Annotated in this window: 17 protein-coding genes; 11 read left to right on the top strand and 6 right to left on the bottom strand. The window is 68.8% G+C overall.

The features are described from left to right. Window positions 1-95: 95 nt before the first annotated feature. Together WMK75_RS10990 and WMK75_RS10985 are read right to left on the bottom strand one after the other, a co-directional pair. On the bottom strand, window positions 96-1,730 hold the full coding sequence (locus WMK75_RS10990; protein WP_347267719.1) for a GMC family oxidoreductase N-terminal domain-containing protein: 1,635 nt from the start codon (window positions 1,728-1,730) through the stop codon (window positions 96-98). Between the two features lie 95 nt (window positions 1,731-1,825). After that, window positions 1,826-3,139, bottom strand: a complete 1,314-nt coding sequence (locus WMK75_RS10985; RefSeq protein ID WP_347267718.1) for an MFS transporter — start codon at window positions 3,137-3,139, stop codon at window positions 1,826-1,828. 214 nt (window positions 3,140-3,353) lie between these two features. Between WMK75_RS10985 and WMK75_RS10980 the strand changes: the two genes are divergently transcribed. The 8 genes from WMK75_RS10980 (at window position 3,354) to WMK75_RS10945 (ending at window position 11,197) form a co-directional block, all read left to right on the top strand. Continuing rightward, complete coding sequence (locus tag WMK75_RS10980) at window positions 3,354-4,118, top strand: IclR family transcriptional regulator (protein WP_347267717.1); 765 nt, start codon at window positions 3,354-3,356, stop codon at window positions 4,116-4,118. A gap of 56 nt (window positions 4,119-4,174) precedes the next feature. Beyond that, window positions 4,175-4,843, top strand: coding sequence for a DsbA family protein (locus WMK75_RS10975; protein ID WP_347267716.1), 669 nt, complete (start codon window positions 4,175-4,177; stop codon window positions 4,841-4,843). Window positions 4,844-5,035: 192 nt separating this feature from the next. Then, window positions 5,036-5,611, top strand: a complete 576-nt coding sequence (locus WMK75_RS10970) for a DUF4956 domain-containing protein (protein ID WP_347267715.1) — start codon at window positions 5,036-5,038, stop codon at window positions 5,609-5,611. 15 nt (window positions 5,612-5,626) lie between these two features. Next, window positions 5,627-6,436 carry a polyphosphate polymerase domain-containing protein gene (locus WMK75_RS10965; RefSeq protein ID WP_347267714.1) on the top strand — a complete coding sequence of 270 codons (810 nt, stop codon included), beginning with the start codon at window positions 5,627-5,629 and terminating at the stop codon, window positions 6,434-6,436. A gap of 32 nt (window positions 6,437-6,468) precedes the next feature. Beyond that, window positions 6,469-8,019: an inorganic phosphate transporter gene (locus WMK75_RS10960; protein ID WP_347267713.1), complete on the top strand. Its 1,551-nt coding sequence runs from the start codon at window positions 6,469-6,471 to the stop codon at window positions 8,017-8,019. A 51-nt stretch (window positions 8,020-8,070) separates the two neighbouring features. Continuing rightward, a complete protein-coding gene (locus WMK75_RS10955; RefSeq protein ID WP_347267712.1) occupies window positions 8,071-9,627 on the top strand; it encodes a HAMP domain-containing sensor histidine kinase in 1,557 nt (518 codons plus the stop codon). Continuing rightward, window positions 9,624-10,307 (top strand): response regulator transcription factor, encoded by a 684-nt coding sequence (locus WMK75_RS10950; RefSeq protein WP_347267711.1) that lies wholly within the window; start codon window positions 9,624-9,626, stop codon window positions 10,305-10,307. The genes WMK75_RS10955 and WMK75_RS10950 overlap by 4 nt, the downstream gene beginning before the upstream one ends. After that, window positions 10,304-11,197 (top strand): esterase-like activity of phytase family protein, encoded by an 894-nt coding sequence (locus WMK75_RS10945; RefSeq protein ID WP_347267710.1) that lies wholly within the window; start codon window positions 10,304-10,306, stop codon window positions 11,195-11,197. Before WMK75_RS10950 ends, WMK75_RS10945 begins: the two co-directional genes overlap by 4 nt. A 3-nt stretch (window positions 11,198-11,200) precedes the next feature. On the opposite strand, the gene WMK75_RS10940 is transcribed toward WMK75_RS10945, so the two are convergent. The 4 genes from WMK75_RS10940 to WMK75_RS10925 all read right to left on the bottom strand — a co-directional run bounded on the left by WMK75_RS10940 (window position 11,201) and on the right by WMK75_RS10925 (window position 17,219). Beyond that, window positions 11,201-12,382 (bottom strand): acetate/propionate family kinase, encoded by a 1,182-nt coding sequence (locus tag WMK75_RS10940; RefSeq protein WP_347267709.1) that lies wholly within the window; start codon window positions 12,380-12,382, stop codon window positions 11,201-11,203. A gap of 36 nt (window positions 12,383-12,418) precedes the next feature. Further along, the gene (locus WMK75_RS10935; RefSeq protein WP_347267708.1) at window positions 12,419-14,605 is read right to left on the bottom strand and encodes a DUF3141 domain-containing protein; all 2,187 of its coding nucleotides are present in this window, start codon (window positions 14,603-14,605) and stop codon (window positions 12,419-12,421) included. 170 nt (window positions 14,606-14,775) lie between these two features. After that, window positions 14,776-16,077 carry an amidohydrolase family protein gene (locus WMK75_RS10930; RefSeq protein ID WP_347267707.1) on the bottom strand — a complete coding sequence of 434 codons (1,302 nt, stop codon included), beginning with the start codon at window positions 16,075-16,077 and terminating at the stop codon, window positions 14,776-14,778. An 83-nt stretch (window positions 16,078-16,160) separates the two neighbouring features. Further along, window positions 16,161-17,219: a LacI family DNA-binding transcriptional regulator gene (locus WMK75_RS10925; RefSeq protein ID WP_347267706.1), complete on the bottom strand. Its 1,059-nt coding sequence runs from the start codon at window positions 17,217-17,219 to the stop codon at window positions 16,161-16,163. Window positions 17,220-17,419: 200 nt separating this feature from the next. Here WMK75_RS10925 and ugpC point away from each other — a divergent pair, with 200 nt between their 5' ends. The 3 genes from ugpC to WMK75_RS10910 all read left to right on the top strand — a co-directional run bounded on the left by ugpC (window position 17,420) and on the right by WMK75_RS10910 (window position 20,754). Continuing rightward, window positions 17,420-18,487 (top strand): sn-glycerol-3-phosphate ABC transporter ATP-binding protein UgpC, encoded by a 1,068-nt coding sequence (gene ugpC / locus WMK75_RS10920; protein WP_347267705.1) that lies wholly within the window; start codon window positions 17,420-17,422, stop codon window positions 18,485-18,487. 58 nt (window positions 18,488-18,545) lie between these two features. Further along, the gene (locus WMK75_RS10915; RefSeq protein ID WP_347267704.1) at window positions 18,546-19,778 is read left to right on the top strand and encodes an ABC transporter substrate-binding protein; all 1,233 of its coding nucleotides are present in this window, start codon (window positions 18,546-18,548) and stop codon (window positions 19,776-19,778) included. 73 nt (window positions 19,779-19,851) lie between these two features. Continuing rightward, complete coding sequence (locus tag WMK75_RS10910; RefSeq protein WP_347267703.1) at window positions 19,852-20,754, top strand: sugar ABC transporter permease; 903 nt, start codon at window positions 19,852-19,854, stop codon at window positions 20,752-20,754. Window positions 20,755-20,756 lie beyond the last annotated feature (2 nt).

The raw sequence follows: 20,756 nt of genomic DNA, 5'->3' as shown, positions 1-20,756 counted from the left end.
CCAATGATCCCGAAAGCATGTTCGATCCCGTGCATCTGGAGAACCTTGACAAAGGCTTCCTCGGTCGTCATTTTCATTTTTTCGTTCCTCTCTGTTCAGGCAGCATCAGGGTTGGTGACGGCGGCGCGCTGGTCCTCGATGACCATCTGCGCCAGTTTCGCGCCGATCATGATCGCGGGGGCATTGGTATTGCCCGAGACGATCTTGGGCATGATGGAACAGTCGGCGATGCGCAATCCGCGCACACCGCGCACGCGCAGGCGCGGATCGACGACGGAAGCCTCGTCGGCACCCATGCGGCAGGTGCTGGTCGGGTGATAGATCGTGGTCGAGTTCATGCGCGCCCAGTGCAGCAGCTCATCATAGCCCTGCGGCTGGGCCGGCGGGCGCAGTTCCTCGGAGATGGCCGATTTCAGCGGCTCGGTCGCGGCCAGCTTGCGCGCGATCTCGACCCCGGCGACGATGGTGTCGCAATCGACCTTTTCCGACAGATAGTTGGGGTCGATACGGGGCGCGGCCAGCGGATCGGCCGATTTCAGCGTGATCGACCCGCGGCTCTCGGGCCTGAGCTGGCAGACCGACTGCGTGAAGGCCGAGAAGGGATGCACCCCTTCGCCGGGGCTGTCGGCGGACCACGGCTGGATGTGGAACTGGATATCGGGCGAATCCAGCCCCGGCCGCGTGCGCATGAAGCCGAAGACCAGGCTGGCCGCCATGGCCATCGGGCCGCTGCGCGTCAGGGCGTATTGCAGGCCGATCTTGGCCTTGTTCAGCAGGCTGCGCACCTCGTCGTTCAACGTCGCCTCATGGCATTTGAACACCAGCCGCGCCTGCAGATGGTCTTGCAGGTTGCGCCCGACCTCGGGAATGTCCTGCAGCACGGCGATGCCGTGGTCCTTGAGATGCGCCGCGGGGCCGACGCCCGACAGCATCAGGATCTGCGGGCTGCCGATGGCGCCAGCGCACAGGATGACCTCACGCCCGGCGCGGATCACCTGGCGACTGCCGTCGGGGCGCTGGATCTCGACGCCGGTGGCGCGGCCGCCCTCGATCACGATGCGGCGCACATGGGCGCGCGTCACCACCTGCAGGTTCTTGCGGTCGCGGATCGGCTTGAGAAAGGCCGCAGCCGACGAACAGCGCCAGCCCTTGTTCACCGTCAGCTGGAAATGGCCCACGCCATCCTGCACCGGGCCGTTGTAGTCGGGATTATAGGCATAGCCGGCGGCCTTGGCGGCCTCGATCCATTTCTCGCAGATCTCGCGTTTCAGCCGCGGGTCCGAGACCTGCAGCGGACCGTTAAAGCCGCGCCCCTCGCCGGTGCCGCGCTGGAAGGTCTCGAGTTCCTCGAAGATCGGTCCGACATCGGACCAGGACCAGCCCTCGTTGCCCATCTGCGCCCAGGTGTCATAGTCCTGGCGCTGGCCGCGCACGTAAAGCAGCCCGTTCAGCGAGGACGAACCGCCAAGCACCTTGCCGCGCGGCCAGTCCAGCTTGCGCCCGCCGATGCCGGGATCGGGCTCGGTCGAATAGCACCAGTCGAAATTCGGGTTGTGCATGGTCTTGAAATAGCCGACCGGCACATGGATCCAGGGGTTGCTGTCGCGGTTGCCGGCCTCAAGCAGGGTCACGCGCATCGCCGGATCGGCGGAAAGGCGGTTGGCCACGACACAGCCGGCCGAACCGGCACCGACGACGACATAGTCCGAAATCTCGCTCTCAGCGTTCATGGTTGCTCTCCTTGCGGGGACGTGCAGCCCCCTGCGGTCAGAAACGGGTGAAGGGGGGCAGGCCCGGCAGCTTTGGCCGGGCCTGCGGACCGGCATCAGTGGTGGTCGTGCCGGCGGCGGTGCAGCATGATCGCGCAGACCATCGAGACGGCGCCCGCGAAGGCCACATAGATCGCCAGCCAGTGCGGATCGTTGTCATTGGCGGCCAGCAGCGCGGTGGCGATCATCGGCGTGATGCCCGAGGCGAAGATGCCCGAGAACTGGTAGACGAAGGAAATGCCGGTATAGCGCACGCTGGGGTCGAACAGATTGGCAAACAGCGCCGCCTCGGGACCGTAGCAGATCGGATAGATCACGCCGAAAGGCAGCACGATGCCGATCACCACCAGCAGCGGATCGCCCGTGGACATCAGCCAGAAGGCCGGAAAGACGCTGATCGCCAGCATGGCCGAGCCGATGGCATAGGTGCGGGCCTGGCCGATGAAGTCCGAGACGCGGCCGAAAAGCGGGATGGTCACGATCATCACCATGGCGGCGGCAGCCACGGTGCGCAGCGCAAAACTGCGGTCCATGCCGATATGCTTGGTCAGGTAAAGGATCGAGAACACCGCGAAGACGTTGAAGAACACGCCGTCGATATAGCGCGCGCCCATGCCCAGCACGATATTGCCGGGATAGCGCTTCATCATCTGGACAAAGGGCAGGCCCTGGTCCTGGGCGCGATGCGCGGCCTTTTCCTTTTCGAACTCGGGGCTTTCACCGACATGCGCCCGGATCCAGGTGCCGACGATGACCAGGCCGATCGAGGCCACGAAGGCCACGCGCCAGCCCCAGGCCATGAAGGATTCGTTGGGCAGCAAGGTCAGCAGCGCCATGGTCCCCGAGGCCAGCGCCAGACCCAGCGACAGGCCGATCTGCGGGATCGACGCATAGAAGCCGCGCTTGTGCGGCGGTGCGAATTCATAGGCCATCAGCACCGCGCCGCCCCATTCGCCGCCGATGCCGATACCCTGCAGCACGCGCAAGAGCAGCAGCAGGATCGGCGCAGCGATGCCGATCTGCTCATAGGTGGGCAAAAGCCCGATCGCCACGGTAGCGCCGCCCATGATCAGCAGCGTCAGCACCAGCATGGCCTTGCGCCCGACCTTGTCGCCGAAATGGCCAAAGACAAGACCGCCGAAGGGCCGCGCGATGAAGCCGACCGCGAAAGTGGCATAGGCCAGCAACGTCGAGATGGTCGGATCGTCCGATGGAAAATACAGCTGGTTGAAGACCAGTCCGGCCACGACCCCGTACAGGAAGAAGTCGTACCATTCGATCGTCGAACCTACCAGGCTGGCCAGCGCGACCTTGCGGACCTCGCGCGAATAGCTGCCATTTGTGCCGGTACCGGCGGTTGCCTCGGTCATTCTACCCTCCCCCGTGCAGAGACCGTGAATATCTGGCGGATCCTCCATCCGCCCCGCCGACATTTATGACCCATCGCGCCACTAAAAGCAACAGTTTTGATATTTGCACTCTCATTTTTACAAGTTCACCCCTGCCTGCTGCGACAGCGGGGCAATTGGAAGCGGCGGCACAAAGTCGTAAGGTTGCGCCAGGACAGACCATGACCGGGGCACCATGCCAGCAGCCAGCGACCACGATTCCATTCCCTCAGGCCTGCGCAATCTCTGCATTCTCGAGGCGCTGGCCGCCGGTGGCCGGCCGATGACCGCGACCGAGATCAACGCCGCCCTGAACCTGCCCGTTCCCACCATCCACCGCCTGGTCGGCACGCTGGAATCCGAGGGCTTCCTCAGCCGCCAGATCGACGGGCGCAGCTATCTGCCGGGGCCGCGGCTGCGGCAGCTGGCGCGCGGCGCCATGCTGGGCGGCTATTACAGCCAGCCCCGGCACGACACGCTGATTCGGCTGAACGCCCAGGTGGGCGAGACCTGCAACCTGTCGATCCCGGATGGCGACGCCATGCTTTATATCGACCGGGTCGAGACGCAATGGCCGCTGCGCATCCAGCTGCAGGTCGGCTCGCGCGTGCCGCTGCATGCCACGGCCTCGGGAAAGATGTGCCTTGCCATGCTGCCCGAGGCGCTGCGCGAGCGCATCCTGCGGCGGGCGCCGCTGGAAGCGCATAGCGCGCAGACGATCACCGACCCCGGCCGGTTGCGCGCCGCGCTGGACGAGATCCGCCGCCAGGGCCACGCCACCGACAACGAGGAGCTGATGGCAGGCATGATCGCGCTGGCGGTGCCGGTGCTGGACGCGGAAGGTCGGCTGGCGGCCACGGTGTCCTTCCACGCGCCGGTGCAGCGCCTGACGCTTGAGCAGGGGATGCGGCACCTGCCGGCGCTGCAGGCGGCAGCGTCGGAACTGGCCCAGGACCTCTAGCGCCCGCCCCGCCCGGCTGGCAGGCTGCGCCTCAGGCAGCCACGAGGACGACAGACATGGCCGGGGAACTTGCACTTCGCTATCATTTCGACCCGCTCTGCGGCTGGTGCTATGCCTGCGCGCCGGCGCTGGCCCTGCTTGCCCGGCAGCATCCGGCGCGGCTGCGCATGATGCCCTCGGGGCTGTTTCATCTGCCGCGCCCGATCGCGGCTATCGCCGATCACGCCTGGGAAAACGACCAGCGCATCGAAAGGCTGACCGGCCAGCGGTTTTCCGAGGCCTATCGCCGACAGGTGCTGCTGGCGCCGGACGGGGTCTTCGGCTCGGGCCCGCTCAACCTGGCACTTGTGGCGCTGGGGGCGATCGCGCCCAGGCTTGAGCCGCGCTTTCTGCAGGCGGCGCAGCACGCGCGCTATGTCGAAGGCCGCGACACCGCGCGCGAGGAGGTCGCCGCCGACATTGCCGCCGATGTCGCCGCGGCGGCCGGCCATGCGCTGGCGCCCGCGGCACTGGCGGCGCAGCTGCGCGAGGATGCCGATCTGCAGGCGGCGGCAGAGTCGCGCTTTGCCGCCAGCCGCGCCGAGATGGCGGCACTTGGCCTGCGCGGTGTGCCGCAGCTGCTGATCGCGCGCGGCGCCGATGTCACCCCGGTCGACAGCGCCCTGCTTTACAACGGCGGCGCGGCGCTGCTGGACCTGATCGCGAACCGGCTGCGCGCCGCCTGACCCCGCCCCGGCGCGCGTCAGGCGACCTTCACCCTTCTGTCATCCTTTGTTCATCTTGCCGTCAGGCAGTTGCAAGCGGCGCCGGTGCATGATGGCGGCATGGGGAAACGCGCCGGAGTCGGTGGCGAATCCCCGGACGACTTTGCGCCCGCGCCGCCTGTCATCGCGCGCCGGGCAGTTCAGGGAGCCGCCATGACGCTTTTGTCCATCGTTCGGCCCGAGCTGGCGGCCCGCTTCGGCATCGACCTGCTGGCGATGCTGGTGCTGGTGTTCGGGCTTTACTACCGCCGCTACCGCGACAAGGAACTGGTCACCGCGGCGGCGCTGTTCAACATCTTCGCCTTTGGCGTGCTGACCATCCTCGGCGCGGTCGAATTCTCGGTCGCGGCGGGGTTCGGGCTGTTTGCCATCCTCGCGCTGTTCACCCTGCGCTCCGAGCCGATCAGCAAGATCGAGATCACCTATTTCTTCGGCGCCATCGCGCTGGCGGTGATCACCGCGGTGCAGGGCACCGCCCTGCCCTTTGTCGGCATCGTCGCGGCGCTGGTGGTGATCGGCGCCTGGCTGTTCGACCATCCGCGCATCCTCGCCTCGGTGGACGGCATCAAGGTCACGCTGGACAAGATCGACCATGACGCGCTGTCGGATCCGGTGCGGATGAAGGCCGACCTCTCGAAGCGGCTGGGCGTCACCGTGATGTCCTATCAGATCACCGCGCTCGACTATGTCAGCGACATGGCGCGGATCAATGTCTTCTATCGCAAGTGACGAAAGGACCCCGCCATGGACCCGCGCATCGCCGCAAGCCTCGGGCAGTTCGACGGCATCAGCCTCGAGGCGCTGAATGCCAAGGCCGCGATGCTTGAGCGCCTGGACCAGAAATACATCATCCCGGCCGCAGGGCTGCACCTGGCGCTGGCCGAGTTCCGCGCCCTGTTCGACGTGCTCGAGATCGACGGCCGGCGCGCCTTCACCTATGCGACGCGCTATTTCGACGATGCCGAGCGGCGCGCCTATTACGACCACCACCAGGGGCGCCGCAAGCGCTGCAAGGTGCGGGTGCGGCAATATCTGGACGCGGGCTTCAGCTATCTCGAGGTCAAGCTCAAGGACAAGCGCGACGTGACGGTGAAAAAGCGCCTGCGCCTTGACGCCCCGCTTGAGGAACTGGACGCGGCCTGCACCGGCTTCATCGACCGCTGCCACACCGAGCTTTACGGCACGCCGCTGGCGCGCGACCTGACCCCGGTGATCGGCATGCGCTATCAGCGCGTGACCCTGGTCGCCAAGCAGGGGGGCGAGCGCATGACCATCGACAGCGGCATCGACTTTGCCCAGAACGGGCACAAGCGCGCGGTCTCGCCCGGGCTGTTCATCGTCGAGACGAAATCCGCCCGCGGCAATGGCGCCGCCGATGCCATCCTGCGCCGGCTGCACCTGCATCCGACGAAACGCTGCTCGAAATACTGCATCGGCATGGCGGCGCTGGGTCAGGTCGCGCGCATGAACCGCTTTCTGCCGGCGCTGCGCCGGCTCAGCCTGCTGGGCGCCGCGCCTCTGGCTGCGGCCTCCGCCAGCCGCATCGCCGCCTGAGGCGGCGCATCCTGCAGGGAAGGACACCCGCCATGCCCGCGCTGATCCAGGCCGCCACCTCCCAGGTCCTGCCGCCGCGCCGCCCCTCGCGCGGCCTTGCCGGCCGGCTAGCGCTTTCGGCCGGATTCCTGCTGGCCGCCGCCGCCCATGCCGCCACCGGCGCCGGCGATCTGGCGCCGGCGCTGGCCCTCGCCGCGGGCTTTGGCGGCTATATGGCGCTGAACATCGGCGCCAATGACGTGGCCAACAATATCGGGCCGGTGGTGGGCGCGCGCGCCCTGCCGGTCACCGCCGCCCTGGTCATGGCCGCGCTCTGCGAGATCGCTGGCGCGCTGATCGCCGGCGGCGAGGTGGTGGGCACCATCCGTTCGGGCATCATCGCGCCGGCGCTGCTGCCCTCGGCCCAGGCCTATGTCCAGACCATGCTGGCGGCGCTGCTGGCGGCGGCGATCTGGCTGAACCTGGCCACCGCCATGCGGGCGCCGGTCTCGACCACCCATGCCATCGTCGGCGGCGTGCTGGGGGCCGGCATGGCGGCGGCGGGGCCGGCGGTGGTGGACTGGCGGGTGATGGCCGACATCGCCGCCTCATGGCTGATCTCGCCGCTGGTCGGCGCGGCGCTGGCAGCGGCGCTGCTTTACGCCGTCAAGCGCGCCATCACCTGGCAGCCCGACATGATCGCCGCCGCGCGCCGCGGCGTGCCGGTGCTGGCTGCGGCCATGGCCTGGGTGCTGACCGGCTATCTGCTGCTCGAGGGCCTGTCGCGGGTGGTGGCGGTGACGCTGCCCGGCGCGATGCTGGGCGGGCTGGCGGTGGCGGCCCCGGTCTGGGCGCTGATGCGCGTCCGCGTCCGCCGGCTGGCCATGGGGCACGCGCATGGCAAGGCGGCGGTGAACCGGCTGCTGGCGGTGCCGCTGATCCTGGCGGCGGGGGCGCTGTCCTTCGCGCATGGTTCGAACGATGTCGCCAATGCCATCGGGCCGCTGGCGGGGATCGTCGATGCCCTGTCCTCGGGCGCCTATCACGACGCGGCGGCGGTGCCCTTCTGGGTCATGCTGCTCGGGGCGCTGGGGCTGGCGATCGGGCTTTTGGCCTTCGGGCCGCGGGTGATCCGCACCGTGGGCGAGGGGCTGACCGATCTCGACGCGCTGCGCGCCTGGTGCATCGCCATGGCCAGCACGCTGACGGTGATCGTGGCCAGCCATCTGGGCATGCCGATCTCGACCACCCATGTCACCGTCGGCGCGGTGCTGGGCGTGGGCTGGCTGCGCGAGGCGCTGAAGGCCCGCCACGCCGCCACCCTGGCCGAGATCCGCGCCCGCCACCCCGCCGCGGACGGCGCCGCGGCCGAGCGTTTCATCGCCCGCCTGCACGCCCTGGCCCCGGCGCGGCGCCGCGCCATGCTGGCGGCGCTGCGCGCGCAGACCGCAGCACCGGCCCGCGGTCCCGGCGCCCGGCGGCAGCAGCTGGTGAACCGCCGGCTGATGCTGCGCATCCTCGCCGCCTGGGTGATCACCGTACCGGCCGCGGCCGGCCTCGCAGCGCTGGTCTTTCTTGCCCTGCGCGCCCTGCTGCTGCCATGATCGCCGCGACCCGCCACCGCGCCGCCGCGCCCGTCCGGACAGGGAAACGCCATGCGCCTTAGCACGATCCTGTCGCGATATGCGCTTGTCATGCTGGTCTTCACCGGCACGGCGCTTGGCCTTGCATGGTGGTCGATCGAGCGCGACGCCTTCATGCGCAATCGCATCCACTGGGCGCACAGCTCGCTTGAGGAACACATGGGCCTGCGGGCCAATGTGGCCGACCTGTTCAAGCAATATGCCGATGTGTTGCTGGTCGGAGAGCGCGACGGCGGCGAACACCGCGACAGCCTGAAGGCGGCGATCCAGGACAACCTGGCCAACATCCGCCGCGCCGTCGCCGAAGAGATCGAGCTGGTCGGCCAGGAAGAGACCGAAGAACTGGATGAGCTGGCGCTTCTGGAACTGACCCTGCGCCGCCAGATCGCCGACATCGAACGGCAGATCGCCCTGCCCGCCGAGGCGCAGCGCCGCGACGAGCTGGCGCGCATCCTCGACGAGGGCATCGACCGCGACCTGGCCAGCCAGATCGACCGCACCATCGGCCAGGAGGCCGATGAGGTCGAGGAGACCGAGGCCGCCGCCAGGGCCCAGACGGTGTTCCTGCGCCGGCTGCTGGCGGGGCTGCTGGTGGCGGTGATGCTGGGCACGGTGCTGCTGCTGCTGGTGTGGCAGGCGGTCATGGCGCGGCCGCTGGCGCGGCTGCGCGACGGGGTGCGCGAGCTGTCCGAGGGCAATTACGGCCATCGCATGGCGCTGCGCGGCCGCTCGGAGATTGCCGAGGTGGCGGGTGTGCTGGACCAGCTGGCCGAGCGCGTCGAGGCCCGCGAACGCTCGCTTTCGGATCAGAATGCCGCGCTCGAGGCGGCGGTGGCGGCGCGCACCGCCGATCTGGCGCAGCTGCTGGGAGAGGCGCGCGAACAGGAAGAGGCCCGCCGCCAGATGCTGGCCGATGTCAGCCACGAGCTGCGCACGCCGCTGACCATCATCATCGGCGAAAGCGACATCGCGCTGCGCGGCGCCGACAAGCCGCCCGAGGTCTATCGCGAGGCGCTGGCGCGCACGCGCGAGGCCGCGGCCCGCACCACGCTGCTGGTCGAGGACCTGCTGTTCATGGCGCGCAACGAATCCGGGCGGCCGCGGCTGAACCTCGACCGGTTCGAGCTGCGCCCGACGGTCGAGCAGGCCGTGGCGATGATCGACCCCGGCGCTCCGGCGGTGCTGTGCGATCTGGCGCAAAGCCCGATCCAGGCCGACCGCAACCGCATCCGCCAGGCGGTGGCGGCGCTGGTGCAGAACGCCCGGCTCTATGGCGGGCCGGACATCGTGGTGCGGCTGCTTGCCACGCCGCAGGGCTATCACATCCAGGTCGAGGACGACGGGCCCGGCCTTACCCCCGAGGAGTGCCGGCGCGCCTTCACCCGCTTCTTCCGCGGCTCGAACGCCGTCGAGCGCGACACCGAGGGCAGCGGTCTCGGCCTGCCGATCGTGCGCGCCATCGCCGAGGCGCATGGCGGCGGCGCCTGGCTTGAGCCGCGCCCCGGCGGCGGTACCATCGCCGTGCTGGAACTGCCGCGCGCGCCGCATTGCCGCAAGGAGGTCGCATGAACCTGCTGCTGGTCGAGGACGAGGCGCGCGTCGCCGATTTCCTGCGCCGCGGCCTGAAGGCCGAGGGCTGGACGGTCGAACATGCGCCAGACGGCGAATGCGCGCTGCAGGCCATGGCTGCGGGGCATTTCGACGTGGTGCTGCTGGACCTGATGTTGCCGGGGATCTCGGGGCAGGATGTCTGCCGGCGCCTGCGCGCCCGGGGCGACCGCACGCCGATCCTGATGCTGACGGCGCTGGACGGCACCGAGGCCTGCGTGGCCGGGCTGCGCATGGGCGCCGACGACTATCTGACCAAGCCCTTCGATTTCGAGGAACTGCTGGCCCGGATCGAGGCCCTGCACCGCCGGCAGCGCCAGGCCGAAACCGGCGAGGATGCCGGCGACGACGGTATCCGCTTTGACGCCGACGGGCTGCGCATCTTCGTCGATGGCGCCGAGGTCGACCTTTCGGTCAAGGAACGCGAGATGATGGTGCTGTTTCTGGCCAACCCCGACCGGGCACTGTCGCGCGAACGCATCCTCAATGCCGTCTGGGGCATCCAGGAGGACCCGCTGACCAATGTCGTCGATGTCTATGTCGGCCGGCTGCGGCGCAAGATCGCGCCTTACGGCGGGCGCATCGCCACCCTGCGCGGCGCCGGCTATCGCTATGATTCACGAAAGGGAAAAAACTCATGAAAGCCATTGCACTGACCCTGGCCGCACTGGCGGCAAGCGCGCTGCCGGCCGCGGCGCTGGCGGTCACCCCCCTGGGGCAGGTGATCCTGGGCGAGACCAGGCTTCAGGGCGAGAAGATCGGCGAGTTCTCGGCCCTGCTGCGCGCCCCCGACGGCCAAGGCGTGCTGGCGGTCTCGGACCGCGGCTATCTGGCGCGGCTGGACCTGCAGGTCAGCGACGGGCGGCTGACCGGGGTCACGCCGGTCGCGCTGCATCTGCTGACCGGGCCCGACGGCACGGCGCTGCGCGACCAGGGCTTCAACCCAGAGGGCGCGGCGCTGCTGGCGGATGGCAGCATCGCCATCGTCAGCGAAAAGGGGCCGCGGCTGGCGGTGTTCGACAGCCAGGGCAAGTGGCTGCGCGACGAGCCGCTGCCCGAGCCGCTGCGCGATGCCAGCAAGCAGGCCAGCAAGAAGGACGGCATCGAATCGCTCGGCTGGACCGAAGCCACCGGCTTTCTGGCCATGACCGAAGAGCCGCAGGCCGGGCAGCCGCGCGACCGCCACGCGCTGTTCAGCACCCGGGCAGGCGCTGCAAGCTTTTCCACCGGCGCGGCGGATTCGGTCTCGATCAAGGGCATGGAGACGCTGGACGACCGGCTTTTCATCCTCGAGCGCACCAAGGACGACGTGACCGAGGCCATGGCGCCCTGGCTGCGCGTCATCGATCTGCCGGCCTGCCTGGCGGGGCAGGATTGCACCGGCACGCAGTTGGCGATCCCGGTCAGCGACCTTGCTGACGCCGATTTCGAGGGGCTGGCGGCACTGGAGGACGGGCATTTCCTGATGGTCAGCGACGACAAGATCGCCGGCGACCTGCGCTCGGCCTTCGTGCTGTTCCGGCTGGAGTGACGCTCACGGTGGACAGATCAGCGCGAGCGTGTGGCGCGCGATCATCAGCTCTTCGTCGGTGGGGATGACATGCACCGGCAGGCGGCTGCCCGGTGTCGAGATCACCGCCGCCCCGGCCGCGTTCGCCTGCGCGTCCAGCTCGGCCCCCAGCCAGGCCAGGCGCGCGGCGATGCGGGCGCGGATCTCGGGGGAATGCTCGCCGATGCCGGCGGTAAAGACGAAGCCGTCAAGCCCTCCCAGCGCCGCGGCCAGCTGGCCGGCCTGCAGCCCGCAGCGATAGATGAAATGCTCGACCGCGAAGGCGGCGCGCGGATCGGGGCTGGCCAGCAGGTCGCGCATGTCGCTTGAAATGCCAGAGAGCCCGGCCAGCCCGGCGCCGTGATAGAACAGCCGCGTCACCTCACCCGGGGACATGCCCTTCTGCTCGATCAGGTGCAGCACCACGCCGGGGTCGATCTGGCCCGGGCGCGTGCCCATCGGCAGCCCGTCCAGCGCGGTGAAACCCATGGTCGTCTCGACGCTGCGCCCGGCCTGCAGCGCGCACATCGAGGCGCCGCTACCCAGATGCGCGACGATGACGCGCCCGCCCGCCAGCGCCGGCGCCAGTTCCGGCAGCTTGCGGGCGATATATTCATAGCTCAGCCCGTGAAAGCCGTAGCGGCGGATGCCGGCCTCGTAGAATTCGCGCGGCAGGGCATAGCAATCGGCATGTTCGGCATGGCCGCGGTGAAAGGCGGTGTCGAAACAGGCGACCTGCGGCACCTCGGGGGCGATCGCCATGGCGAGGCGGATCGGGGCGATGTTGTTGGGCTGGTGCAGCGGCGCCAGCACCTGATAGCGCGCCAGTTCCTGCAGCACCGGCTCGTCGATCAGCACGGCGCGGTCGTGGTTCGGGCCGCCATGCACGACGCGGTGGCCGATGGCGCGCAGCACCACATCGGCGCGGCTCTGCAGCCAGTCGCGGGTCAGGGCGATGGCGGCGGGCAGGTCCGCGACCTCATGCGCGGCATAGCTGCGGTCGACCAGCACATGGCCCAGCCCGTCGCTGGCGCGCAGCCGCGGGCGCAGGCCGATGCCGTCCACCTGCCCGCGCAGGCGCCGCATCAGCCCGGCATCGGTCAGGCCAAAGGACTGGAATTTCAGGCTGGAGGAGCCGGCGTTGATCACCAGGATCGCCTCACTCATGCCGCCCCCCGTCTGCCGCCCATGCGCATCCCCCGTTCAGACCAGCCGCAGTTTCCGGTCCCGCCCGGGTGGCAGCCCGAACAGTTCCGCGATGCGTTCAAGCCGGCGGTTTCCGGCCGCGTCCGGCGGACCCGAGGCGGCGATCACCTCGCAGACGGTGGCCAGCGCATTGCGGCGCGCCTCGGCATCCTCGGGCAGCAGCGCCGGGATGGCCTGCAGCGCCGCCTCCTCGTCAAGGACCAGCATCAGATATTGCTGGCGCACCAGCGCCTTGAAATCGCCCAGCGTCAGCTTGCGGCAGGCGGCATGGGCCTTGCGCAGGCGGGTGATGGCGGCAAAGCTGCGCTCGTCGACCACGCGCCGTGACATCGCGGCCCAGACCAGGGCACGCACCACCGCCTGGTCCAGACCGCCACGGTCCATGTCGGCGCGCAGCGCCTCGCGGCGGTGGCACACCAGCTTGTCGTGCAACTGGCTGCGCGCCGGCTTGCGCGGGGCGCGCGCGCCGGTGGTGTCGATGCCAAGCGCCGCCTGCAGCAGCCCGTTGCCATAGATGGCGTGAAAGCCCGTCTCGGCAATGTTCTCGGCGGTGCGCCGCCAGGCCTCGAGCCCGGCGACCATGCTTTCCGAGACCCGCGCCTGCAGCGCCAGGAACGGGTTGTCGGGCGCGGCCGGCAGGCGGTTCTCGCGCACGCGCCCGGCCTCGAAGGCAACCCAGGGCATCCAGGGATTGGCGCTGCCAAAGAAGCGCAGCGAGCGGCGCAGCGGATGCATGCGGCGCATGGCCTCGGCCAGCTGCGGGCTGGCCAGCGCCTGCACCGCGGGCTGCACATGGCGGCGGTAAAGCGCAAGATTGATCTCGGACAGGCGCGCCGCCGCCTCGAAGGCGCGGTCCTCGGCCAGATCGTTGCCACCCAGGGCGCGGATGTCGTCCAGCGTGCGGGCCTCGCAGCGCATGAGCCAGTCGCCGCCGACCAGATCGCCCTCACCCCCGGCCTCGGCGCGCGGCGTCAGCACCGCCTCGTAAAGCCCGGGCGGCAGCACGTCGATCAGGTCGATGTTCGAGGCGAATTCCCCATGTTCCTTGCGCGCCACCCCGCCCGAGACGAACAGCCCCAGATGGCCGACGTGATCATGCACCGTATAGACGATGGTCTGGCCCCAGGCGCGGATGTCCTCCTCGCTGTCGTAAAGATCAAGGATCCAGTCCAGCGCCTGCTGCGGCGGCGTGATCGCGTCCCCCTGCGAGCAGAAGACCACGATCGGCGCGCGCACCGCGCGCAGGTCGATGGCGGTGCCGTCATCGGCGCGGATCTCGCCCGCCGCCAGGTGGTTGCCGATGAACAGCTCGTCGACGATCCACTGCATCTCGCCGGCGTTCAGGCTTACATGCGCATCCCACCAGCGCTCGAAGCCCAGATAGCGGCCGGATTCGGTGTCGACCTCTGACCAGAGGTCGTATTGCTTGCGCCACAGGGTGTTGGCGGGGTTCATGTTCTCGAAGTTCTGCACCAGCCAGGCGCCGTCGAACCGGCCCGCGCCCAGATCGCCCGCCAGCGCCGTCAGCCACGAGCCGCCAAGCAGCCCGCCGGCATAGCGCATCGCGCCCTGGCCGCGCTTGCCCGCCCAATAGGACAGCGGCGCCCCGGCCAGGATCAGCGGCCCGAACAGTTCCGGGCGCAGCGCCGCCAGCAGCATCACCGCCCAGCCCGCCTGGCAATTGCCGATCACGCAGGGCTTGCCCTCGGCCGCGGGATGGCGGGCGATGACGGTTTCCAGGAAGGTCGCCTCGGCGGCGGCGATGTCGAGGATGGTCTGCCCGGGCTCGGGCTCGGGCAGGAAGCCGATGAAATAGACCGGATGCCCGGCCCTCAGCGCCACGCCGATCTCGCTGTCGGCCTTGAAGCCGCCGATGCCGGGGCCGTGGCCGGCGCGCGGATCGATGACCACGAAGGGGCGCTTGGCCGGGTCGATGCTGAGGCGCGCCGGAGGGGTAATGGCCAGCAGCCGGTAATTGACCGGCCGCGGCAGGTCGCGCCCGTCCATCACCACCTCGGCGCGATAGCTCAGCACATTGGGCTCGGGCTGGGCGAGATGGGCCTCGAACTGCTCGGCACGCTGGCGCATCACGTCGAGATACAGCACCGATCGCTGCCAGGCGTCGGTCATGTATTCCAGCGTCTGCCGGGTGTCGGGAAGCCTGGGGGTCTGCTGCTGGGCCATGCTGGGTCTTTCCGTGATCGTGGCGGCGCCGGACAGGCGGGCAACTTGCGCGGGCGGGCGGCGCCTGTCAAGCCGCGGCGGGGGACAGTGCCGACCTTGGAAACCTAGGCCCGGCGCGGCGCGCAGCCAAGCCCGCGCGCTGCGGCGCATGGTCGCGCCCGGCCCGGGCCTCAGAGGTCGGACTTGTAGATGTTGCCATCCTTCATCACGAAACCCACCTCGTGCATCTGCTCGATATTCTCCAGCGGGCTGGCGCCAAGCGCGATGATGTCGGCCAGCTTGCCGGGGGCGATGCTGCCGATCTGCCCGGCCATCTCGAGGTGGTCGGCGGCATTCACCGTCGCGGCAGCCAGCGCCTGCTGCGGGGTCATGCCGGCCTCGACCATCAGCACCAGTTCCGTGGCATTGTCACCATGGCGCGACACGCCGCTGTCGGTGCCAAAGGCGATCCTGACGCCGCCGGCATGGGCCTTGCGCAGCATGTCCAGCATCAGCGGTCCCGCCTCGAGCGACTTGATGCGCTGCGCCTCGGTCATCCAGGTCGCGGTTTTCGCGGTCTTGGCGACGAAATCCCCGGCCATCACCGTCGGCACCAGATAAGCGCCCTTTTCCTTGAACAGCGCGATGGACTGGTCGTCCAGATAGGTGCCGTGTTCGATCGACATCACGCCAGTGGCCAGCGAAGAATTAATCCCGTCCAGCCCATGTGCATGCGCCGTCACCTGCCGTCCCATGCTGCGGGCGGCATCGACGATGGCCTCGATCTCGGCGGTGGTGAACTGCTGGTTGAACCCCGCCAGCGTGTTCGACAGCACGCCGCCGGTCGCAGTGATCTTGATGATGTCGGCGCCCTTGCGGATCTGCTCGCGCGTGGCGCGGCGGCAGTCATCGGCGCCGTTGCAGACCGAATCCTTGTGCAGCACCTCGGCCACGTCCTCATTGTAGCCTTGGCGGCCGTCGCCATGCCCGCCGCTGACCGAGATCGAATAGCCGGCGGCGCGGATGCGCGGCAGCGGCAGTTCGTTGCGCCTGGACGCCGCCTGCAGGGCAAAGACCGCGTCGATGCTGCTGGCGCCCAGGTCCTGGATGGTGGTGAAGCCGGCCTCGAGCGTGCGCTTTCCGTGCAGCGCCCCCTGCAGCGCCCAGTCCGCGTCCGAATTCTCGACCTTCTTCAGCCGCGCGTCAGGGGCAAGCTGCGAGCTGATGTGGACATGGCTGTCGATCATCCCGGCCATGACGAAGGCCTTGCTCAGATCGACGACCTGCGCACCCTCGCGCTGCACGAAGCCGGGCTCGATCGCCTCGATCCGGTTGCCGGTGACGATCACCGACTGCTCGTGCAGCGGCGCCTGCGTGGCATCGGCCAGCAGCGTGCCGGCATGGATGACGATGGTTGCGGGCGCATCCTGCGCCAGCACCGGGCCAGCCAGCGCGCCGGCGGCCAGAATCGCGGGGAACAGGTAATCCTTCACGGTCGAATCCTTTCTGGGTGAAAATCGTGCCGCGGCATGGGGGCATGCGGTTGACGCAAGGTCAACCCGTGCCGGGCCGCGGCTCAGGTGCTTTGCCGGTGCATGACGCTGAAGCCGGTGTCGATGATGCCGGCTTCGCGCCGCTCGGGCGCGGCAAGCTCGGGCGTGGCCAGGCGGGCGACGATCAGCCGCGCGGCCTCGCTGCCGATCAGGTCGCCCGCCGGCCGGATCGTCGACAGCGCCGGGTTGCTTGATGCGGCAAAGCCCATGTCGCCAAAGCCGATGACGGCGAATTCCTCGGGGATGCGCCGGCCGCGCCGCTGCGCCTCGAACAGCACGCCAAGCGCCAGCAGGTCGTTCGAGCAGCCGATGCCCAGGGGCTGCACCGCCGGCGCCTCGGCCAGCAGCTGTGCGAACAGGATGCCGCCCTGCTCGACCGTGGCGGGGGCGGGATGGCCCAGGTGGCGGACCGGCACGCCCAGTTCCCGCGCCGCCGCCAGAAAGCCGGCGGCGCGCTGCGCCGCGCGCCGGTCCTGATGCGTGCGCCCGCTGAGATAGACCAGCGCCCGGCAGCCGCGCGCCACCAGATGCCTTGCGGCGGCAGCGCCGACCTGATCGTGATGAAAGCCCACCGCGGCGTCGATGGGCTGGGTCCGGCCCAGCTCCCAGATCTGCACCACCGGGATCGCCGCCGCCTTCAGCATCGCCCGCGTCGCTTCGGCATGGCCAAGCCCGGTCAGCACGATGGCCGCGGGCGCCCAGGAGAGCGTGGCGCGCACCAGATCCTCCTCGGTCTGCGGGTCGTATTCGCTGTGGCCCAGCAGCATCTGCAGCCGCGCCCGGCCCAGGTCGCGCTGCAGCGCCGCCACCGTCTCGGCGAAGAAGGCGTTGCGCACCGAAGGCACGATCACCCCCACCACCCGCGACGAGGCCGCCGCCAGGCCGCCGGCGATCAGGTTCGGCACATAGTTCAACTGCCGGATCGCCGCCTGCACCGCCTCGCCCGCCGCGGCCGAGACCGCCTCGGGCCGGCGCAGGAACAGCGACACGGTCGATGGCGAGACCCCGGCCGCGCGCGCCACGTCCATCATGGTGACGCCCTGGATCTTGCGCCGCTTGCGGATACTGCGCTGCTCGGCCATCGGAAACCTCCGTATTTAGCAGCGCAACGATACAAGTTGCTCCATAAAATCTCAAGAAGATTTTCACATACATCTGTTTTATCTGCCTTTTAGTGAATACTGTTATCGATGCGCGTTTCCGTTGCCAAGATATGATCGTAGCGCTATTATGAAACTCGAATCGAGGCCGGGCGATCCCGGACAACATGGGGGAGAGACGGATGGGAGCGGTCAGTTTCCGCAAGCTCGGCAAGAGCTACGGCACGCTGCGCATCGTCAAGGACATCGACCTTGAGATCGCGGATGGCGAATTCGTCGTCCTTGTCGGCCCTTCGGGTTGCGGCAAATCGACGACCTTGCGCATGCTGGCGGGGCTGGAATCCATCACCTCGGGCGAGGTTCGCATCGGCGGCACGGTGGTGAATGCCCTGCAGCCGCGCGAACGCGACATCGCCATGGTGTTTCAGGATTACGCGCTTTATCCGCACAAGTCGGTACGCGACAATCTGGGCTTCAGCCTGAAGGTGCGCGGCGTCGAACGCGCCGAGGCCGAGCGGCGCATCGAGGAGGCGGCGCAGATGCTGGGAATCGCGCATCTCCTCGACCGCCGGCCGGGGCAGCTTTCGGGCGGTCAGCGCCAGCGCGTCGCCATGGGCCGCGCCATCGTGCGCCGGCCGCAGGTGTTCCTGTTCGACGAGCCGCTGTCGAACCTTGATGCGCAGCTGCGCGGCCAGGTCAGGACCGAGATCAAGAAGCTGCACCAGGCACTGAAGACCACGATCATCTATGTCACCCACGACCAGGTCGAGGCGATGACGCTGGCCGACCGCATCGTGATCCTGCGCGGCGGCATCATCGAGCAGGTGGGCACCCCCGATCAGGTCTACAACACCCCGGCCAATGTCTTTGTCGGCAGCTTCATCGGCGCCCCGGCGATGAATTTCGTGCGCGGCCGCGTGCGTGGCCGGGTGGCGCATTGCGCCGATGGCGTCAGTTTCGACCTGTCGCAGGTGGCGGGCGCGCCCGCCGAGGGCGCCGAGGTCATCATCGGGCTGCGCCCGGAACATATCCGCGCCGGCTCGGGCGCCGGCATCGACTTTGCCGGCGCCGTGCAGGTGGTCGAGCCGCTGGGCGCCGACACGCTGGCGCATTTCGGCATCGGCGAGGCCACGCTGACCGCGCGGCTTGACCCCGCCGAGCGCCCCGAGACCGGCCAGCGCATCGCGCTGAGCATCGCGCCCCGCAACCTGCACCTGTTCGACGCCGAAACCGAACAGGCCCTGCGCTGAAACCTGCGGCCGGGACGGGGATGGCCCGGCCGAACGAACCGACACGGGAGGGAAGACCATGAAACAGCTTTCGACCAAGGCGCTGCTCATTGCGGGCGCGCTGATCCTGCCCGGCGCCGCGCTGGCGGATGCCGACCTGCGCATCTATATCTCCAGCCAGCACCAGCCCGATGTCTGGCGTCAGGTGCTGGACCAGTATCAGGAAAAGACGCCGGGCGTGACCGTCGCCATCGAGACCGGCGGCAATACTTCCGAGGCGCAGAGCCAGTATCTGAACACCGTCATGTCGGCCAAGGATCCGACGCTGGATGTGCTGATCCTTGACGTGGTGCGCCCAGCACAATTCGCCGCCGCCGGCTGGACGAACCCGATCGAGGGCGTGGACATGGCCGCCTATCTGCCCGCCTATGCCGAGGCCAATACCATCGACGGCAAGGTGGTGGCGCTGCCCGCATTCGCCGATGCGATGTTTCTGTACTATCGCAAGGACCTGCTCGACAAGCACGGCGTCGCCGTCCCCACCACCTGGGAAGAGCTGCGCACCGCCGCCAAGACCATCCTTGCCGCCGAGGGCCGCGACGACCTGCAGGGGCTCAGCTTCCAGGGCAAGGCGATCGAGGGCGCGGTCTGCACCTTCCTGCTGCCCTACTGGAGCCAGGGCAAGAATTTCACCGAGAACGGCAAGCTGACCCTGGACGAGCCGGCCGCCGTGGCCTCGATGCAGCTGTGGAAAAGCTTTGCCGAGGACGGCACCTCCAAGAAGAACATCTCGGAAGTGGCGACCGACGACACGCGCAAGGAATTCCAGGCCGGCAATGCGGTCTTCGCGGTGAACTGGTCCTATGCCTGGGCGCAGGCCCAGGGCGACGAATCCGCGGTCAAGGGCAATGTCGGCGTCGCCCGGCTGCCGGCGATGGAGGGCGGCGAATCCGCCAGCTGCCTCGGCGGCTGGGAATGGGGCGTCTCGGCATTTTCGCAGCACCCGGCCGAGGCCGAGGCGCTGGTGAAATACCTCTCCAGCCCCGAGGTCGCGGAATACATGGCAGTGCATGGCGCGCTGCTGCCCGCCTTCCCGCAGGTCTATGCCGATGCCGATGTGCTGGCCGCCGCGCCCTGGTTTGCGGATGCGAAAGCCGTGGTCGAGACCGCGCGCCCGCGCCCGGTGACGCCGCGCTATGCCGAGGTCAGCGACGTGATCCGCACCACCTTCAACGCGGTGCTGGCCGGCGTCACCTCGCCCGAGGATGGCGTGGCCGAGATCAAGGCCCGGCTGGCGCGCGTCCTGCGCTGACCCCGGTCCCCGTCCCGGCGGCGCCACCTTCCCCGCCGCCGGGCACAATCCCCCAACCGATCGCGAGGCGATGATGTCCGCTCCAACCCGTGCCCGCCTTTCCTGGCTGACCGATCCCAGCGACCGCGGGCTTGCGGTCATGCTGCTGGCGCCGCTGACCCTGCTGGTGCTGCTGATCGTGGTCTATCCGGTGCTGCGCCTGTTCCATGCCAGCCTTTACGAACATTCGCTGACCTCGGGCCTGCCGCCGCGTTTCGTGGGCCTTGAGAATTTCAGCCTGATCGCCTCGGATCCGGTGTTCTGGACCACGCTGGGCAATACGCTGCTGATCACCCTGGTCACCGTGCCCGGCGCGCTGGTGGTCGGCATGGCGCTGGCCCTGATGGCGAACCTGCCCTTCAAGCGGCAATGGCCGGTGCGGCTGTCGCTGTTGATCCCCTGGGCGCTGCCCCTGGCCTTTGCCGGCCTGATCTTTGCCTGGTTCTTTCATTCCGAATACGGGGTGGTGAACGACGTGCTGCGCCGCTTCGGGCTGCAGCCGGTGATCTGGTTCAATTCGCCCACCTGGGCGATGGTGGCGATCTGCCTGACCATCGTGTGGAAGACCTCGTCCTTCATGGCGCTGATCATCCTCGCCGGGCTGCAGACCATCCCGCGTTCGCTTTACGAGGCGGCCGATGTGGACGGCGCCGGCAAGCTGCGGCAGTTCTTCGAAATCACCCTGCCGTTGCTGAAACCCTCGATCATCGTGGCGCTGATCTTTCGCACCATCACGGCGCTGCAGACCTTCGACATTCCCTATACCATGACCGCGGGCGGGCCGGGCACCTCGACGGCGACGCTGGCCATGTACATCCACCAGAACACCGTGTCCTTCCTGGACCTGGGCTATGGCTCGGCGCTGGCGGTGGTGATGTTCCTGATCTCCATGCTGGTGACCGCGGTCTACCTGCGCATGATCCGCACGAAAGGCTGAGC

Origin of the sequence: Paracoccus sp. (in: a-proteobacteria) (assembly GCF_039808215.1) — a bacterium.
GTDB lineage: Bacteria > Pseudomonadota > Alphaproteobacteria > Rhodobacterales > Rhodobacteraceae > Paracoccus.
This window is presented reverse-complemented; position numbering and strand designations above follow the sequence as displayed.

Coding starts and splice junctions, on each gene's coding strand:
- WMK75_RS10990 (WP_347267719.1), bottom strand. CDS start 1,730: ATGAACGCTGAGAGCGAGATTTCGGACTATGTCGTCGTCGGTGCCGGT.
- WMK75_RS10985 (WP_347267718.1), bottom strand. CDS start 3,139: ATGACCGAGGCAACCGCCGGTACCGGCACAAATGGCAGCTATTCGCGC.
- WMK75_RS10980 (WP_347267717.1), top strand. CDS start 3,354: ATGCCAGCAGCCAGCGACCACGATTCCATTCCCTCAGGCCTGCGCAAT.
- WMK75_RS10975 (WP_347267716.1), top strand. CDS start 4,175: ATGGCCGGGGAACTTGCACTTCGCTATCATTTCGACCCGCTCTGCGGC.
- WMK75_RS10970 (WP_347267715.1), top strand. CDS start 5,036: ATGACGCTTTTGTCCATCGTTCGGCCCGAGCTGGCGGCCCGCTTCGGC.
- WMK75_RS10965 (WP_347267714.1), top strand. CDS start 5,627: ATGGACCCGCGCATCGCCGCAAGCCTCGGGCAGTTCGACGGCATCAGC.
- WMK75_RS10960 (WP_347267713.1), top strand. CDS start 6,469: ATGCCCGCGCTGATCCAGGCCGCCACCTCCCAGGTCCTGCCGCCGCGC.
- WMK75_RS10955 (WP_347267712.1), top strand. CDS start 8,071: ATGCGCCTTAGCACGATCCTGTCGCGATATGCGCTTGTCATGCTGGTC.
- WMK75_RS10950 (WP_347267711.1), top strand. CDS start 9,624: ATGAACCTGCTGCTGGTCGAGGACGAGGCGCGCGTCGCCGATTTCCTG.
- WMK75_RS10945 (WP_347267710.1), top strand. CDS start 10,304: ATGAAAGCCATTGCACTGACCCTGGCCGCACTGGCGGCAAGCGCGCTG.
- WMK75_RS10940 (WP_347267709.1), bottom strand. CDS start 12,382: ATGAGTGAGGCGATCCTGGTGATCAACGCCGGCTCCTCCAGCCTGAAA.
- WMK75_RS10935 (WP_347267708.1), bottom strand. CDS start 14,605: ATGGCCCAGCAGCAGACCCCCAGGCTTCCCGACACCCGGCAGACGCTG.
- WMK75_RS10925 (WP_347267706.1), bottom strand. CDS start 17,219: ATGGCCGAGCAGCGCAGTATCCGCAAGCGGCGCAAGATCCAGGGCGTC.
- ugpC (WP_347267705.1), top strand. CDS start 17,420: ATGGGAGCGGTCAGTTTCCGCAAGCTCGGCAAGAGCTACGGCACGCTG.
- WMK75_RS10915 (WP_347267704.1), top strand. CDS start 18,546: ATGAAACAGCTTTCGACCAAGGCGCTGCTCATTGCGGGCGCGCTGATC.
- WMK75_RS10910 (WP_347267703.1), top strand. CDS start 19,852: ATGTCCGCTCCAACCCGTGCCCGCCTTTCCTGGCTGACCGATCCCAGC.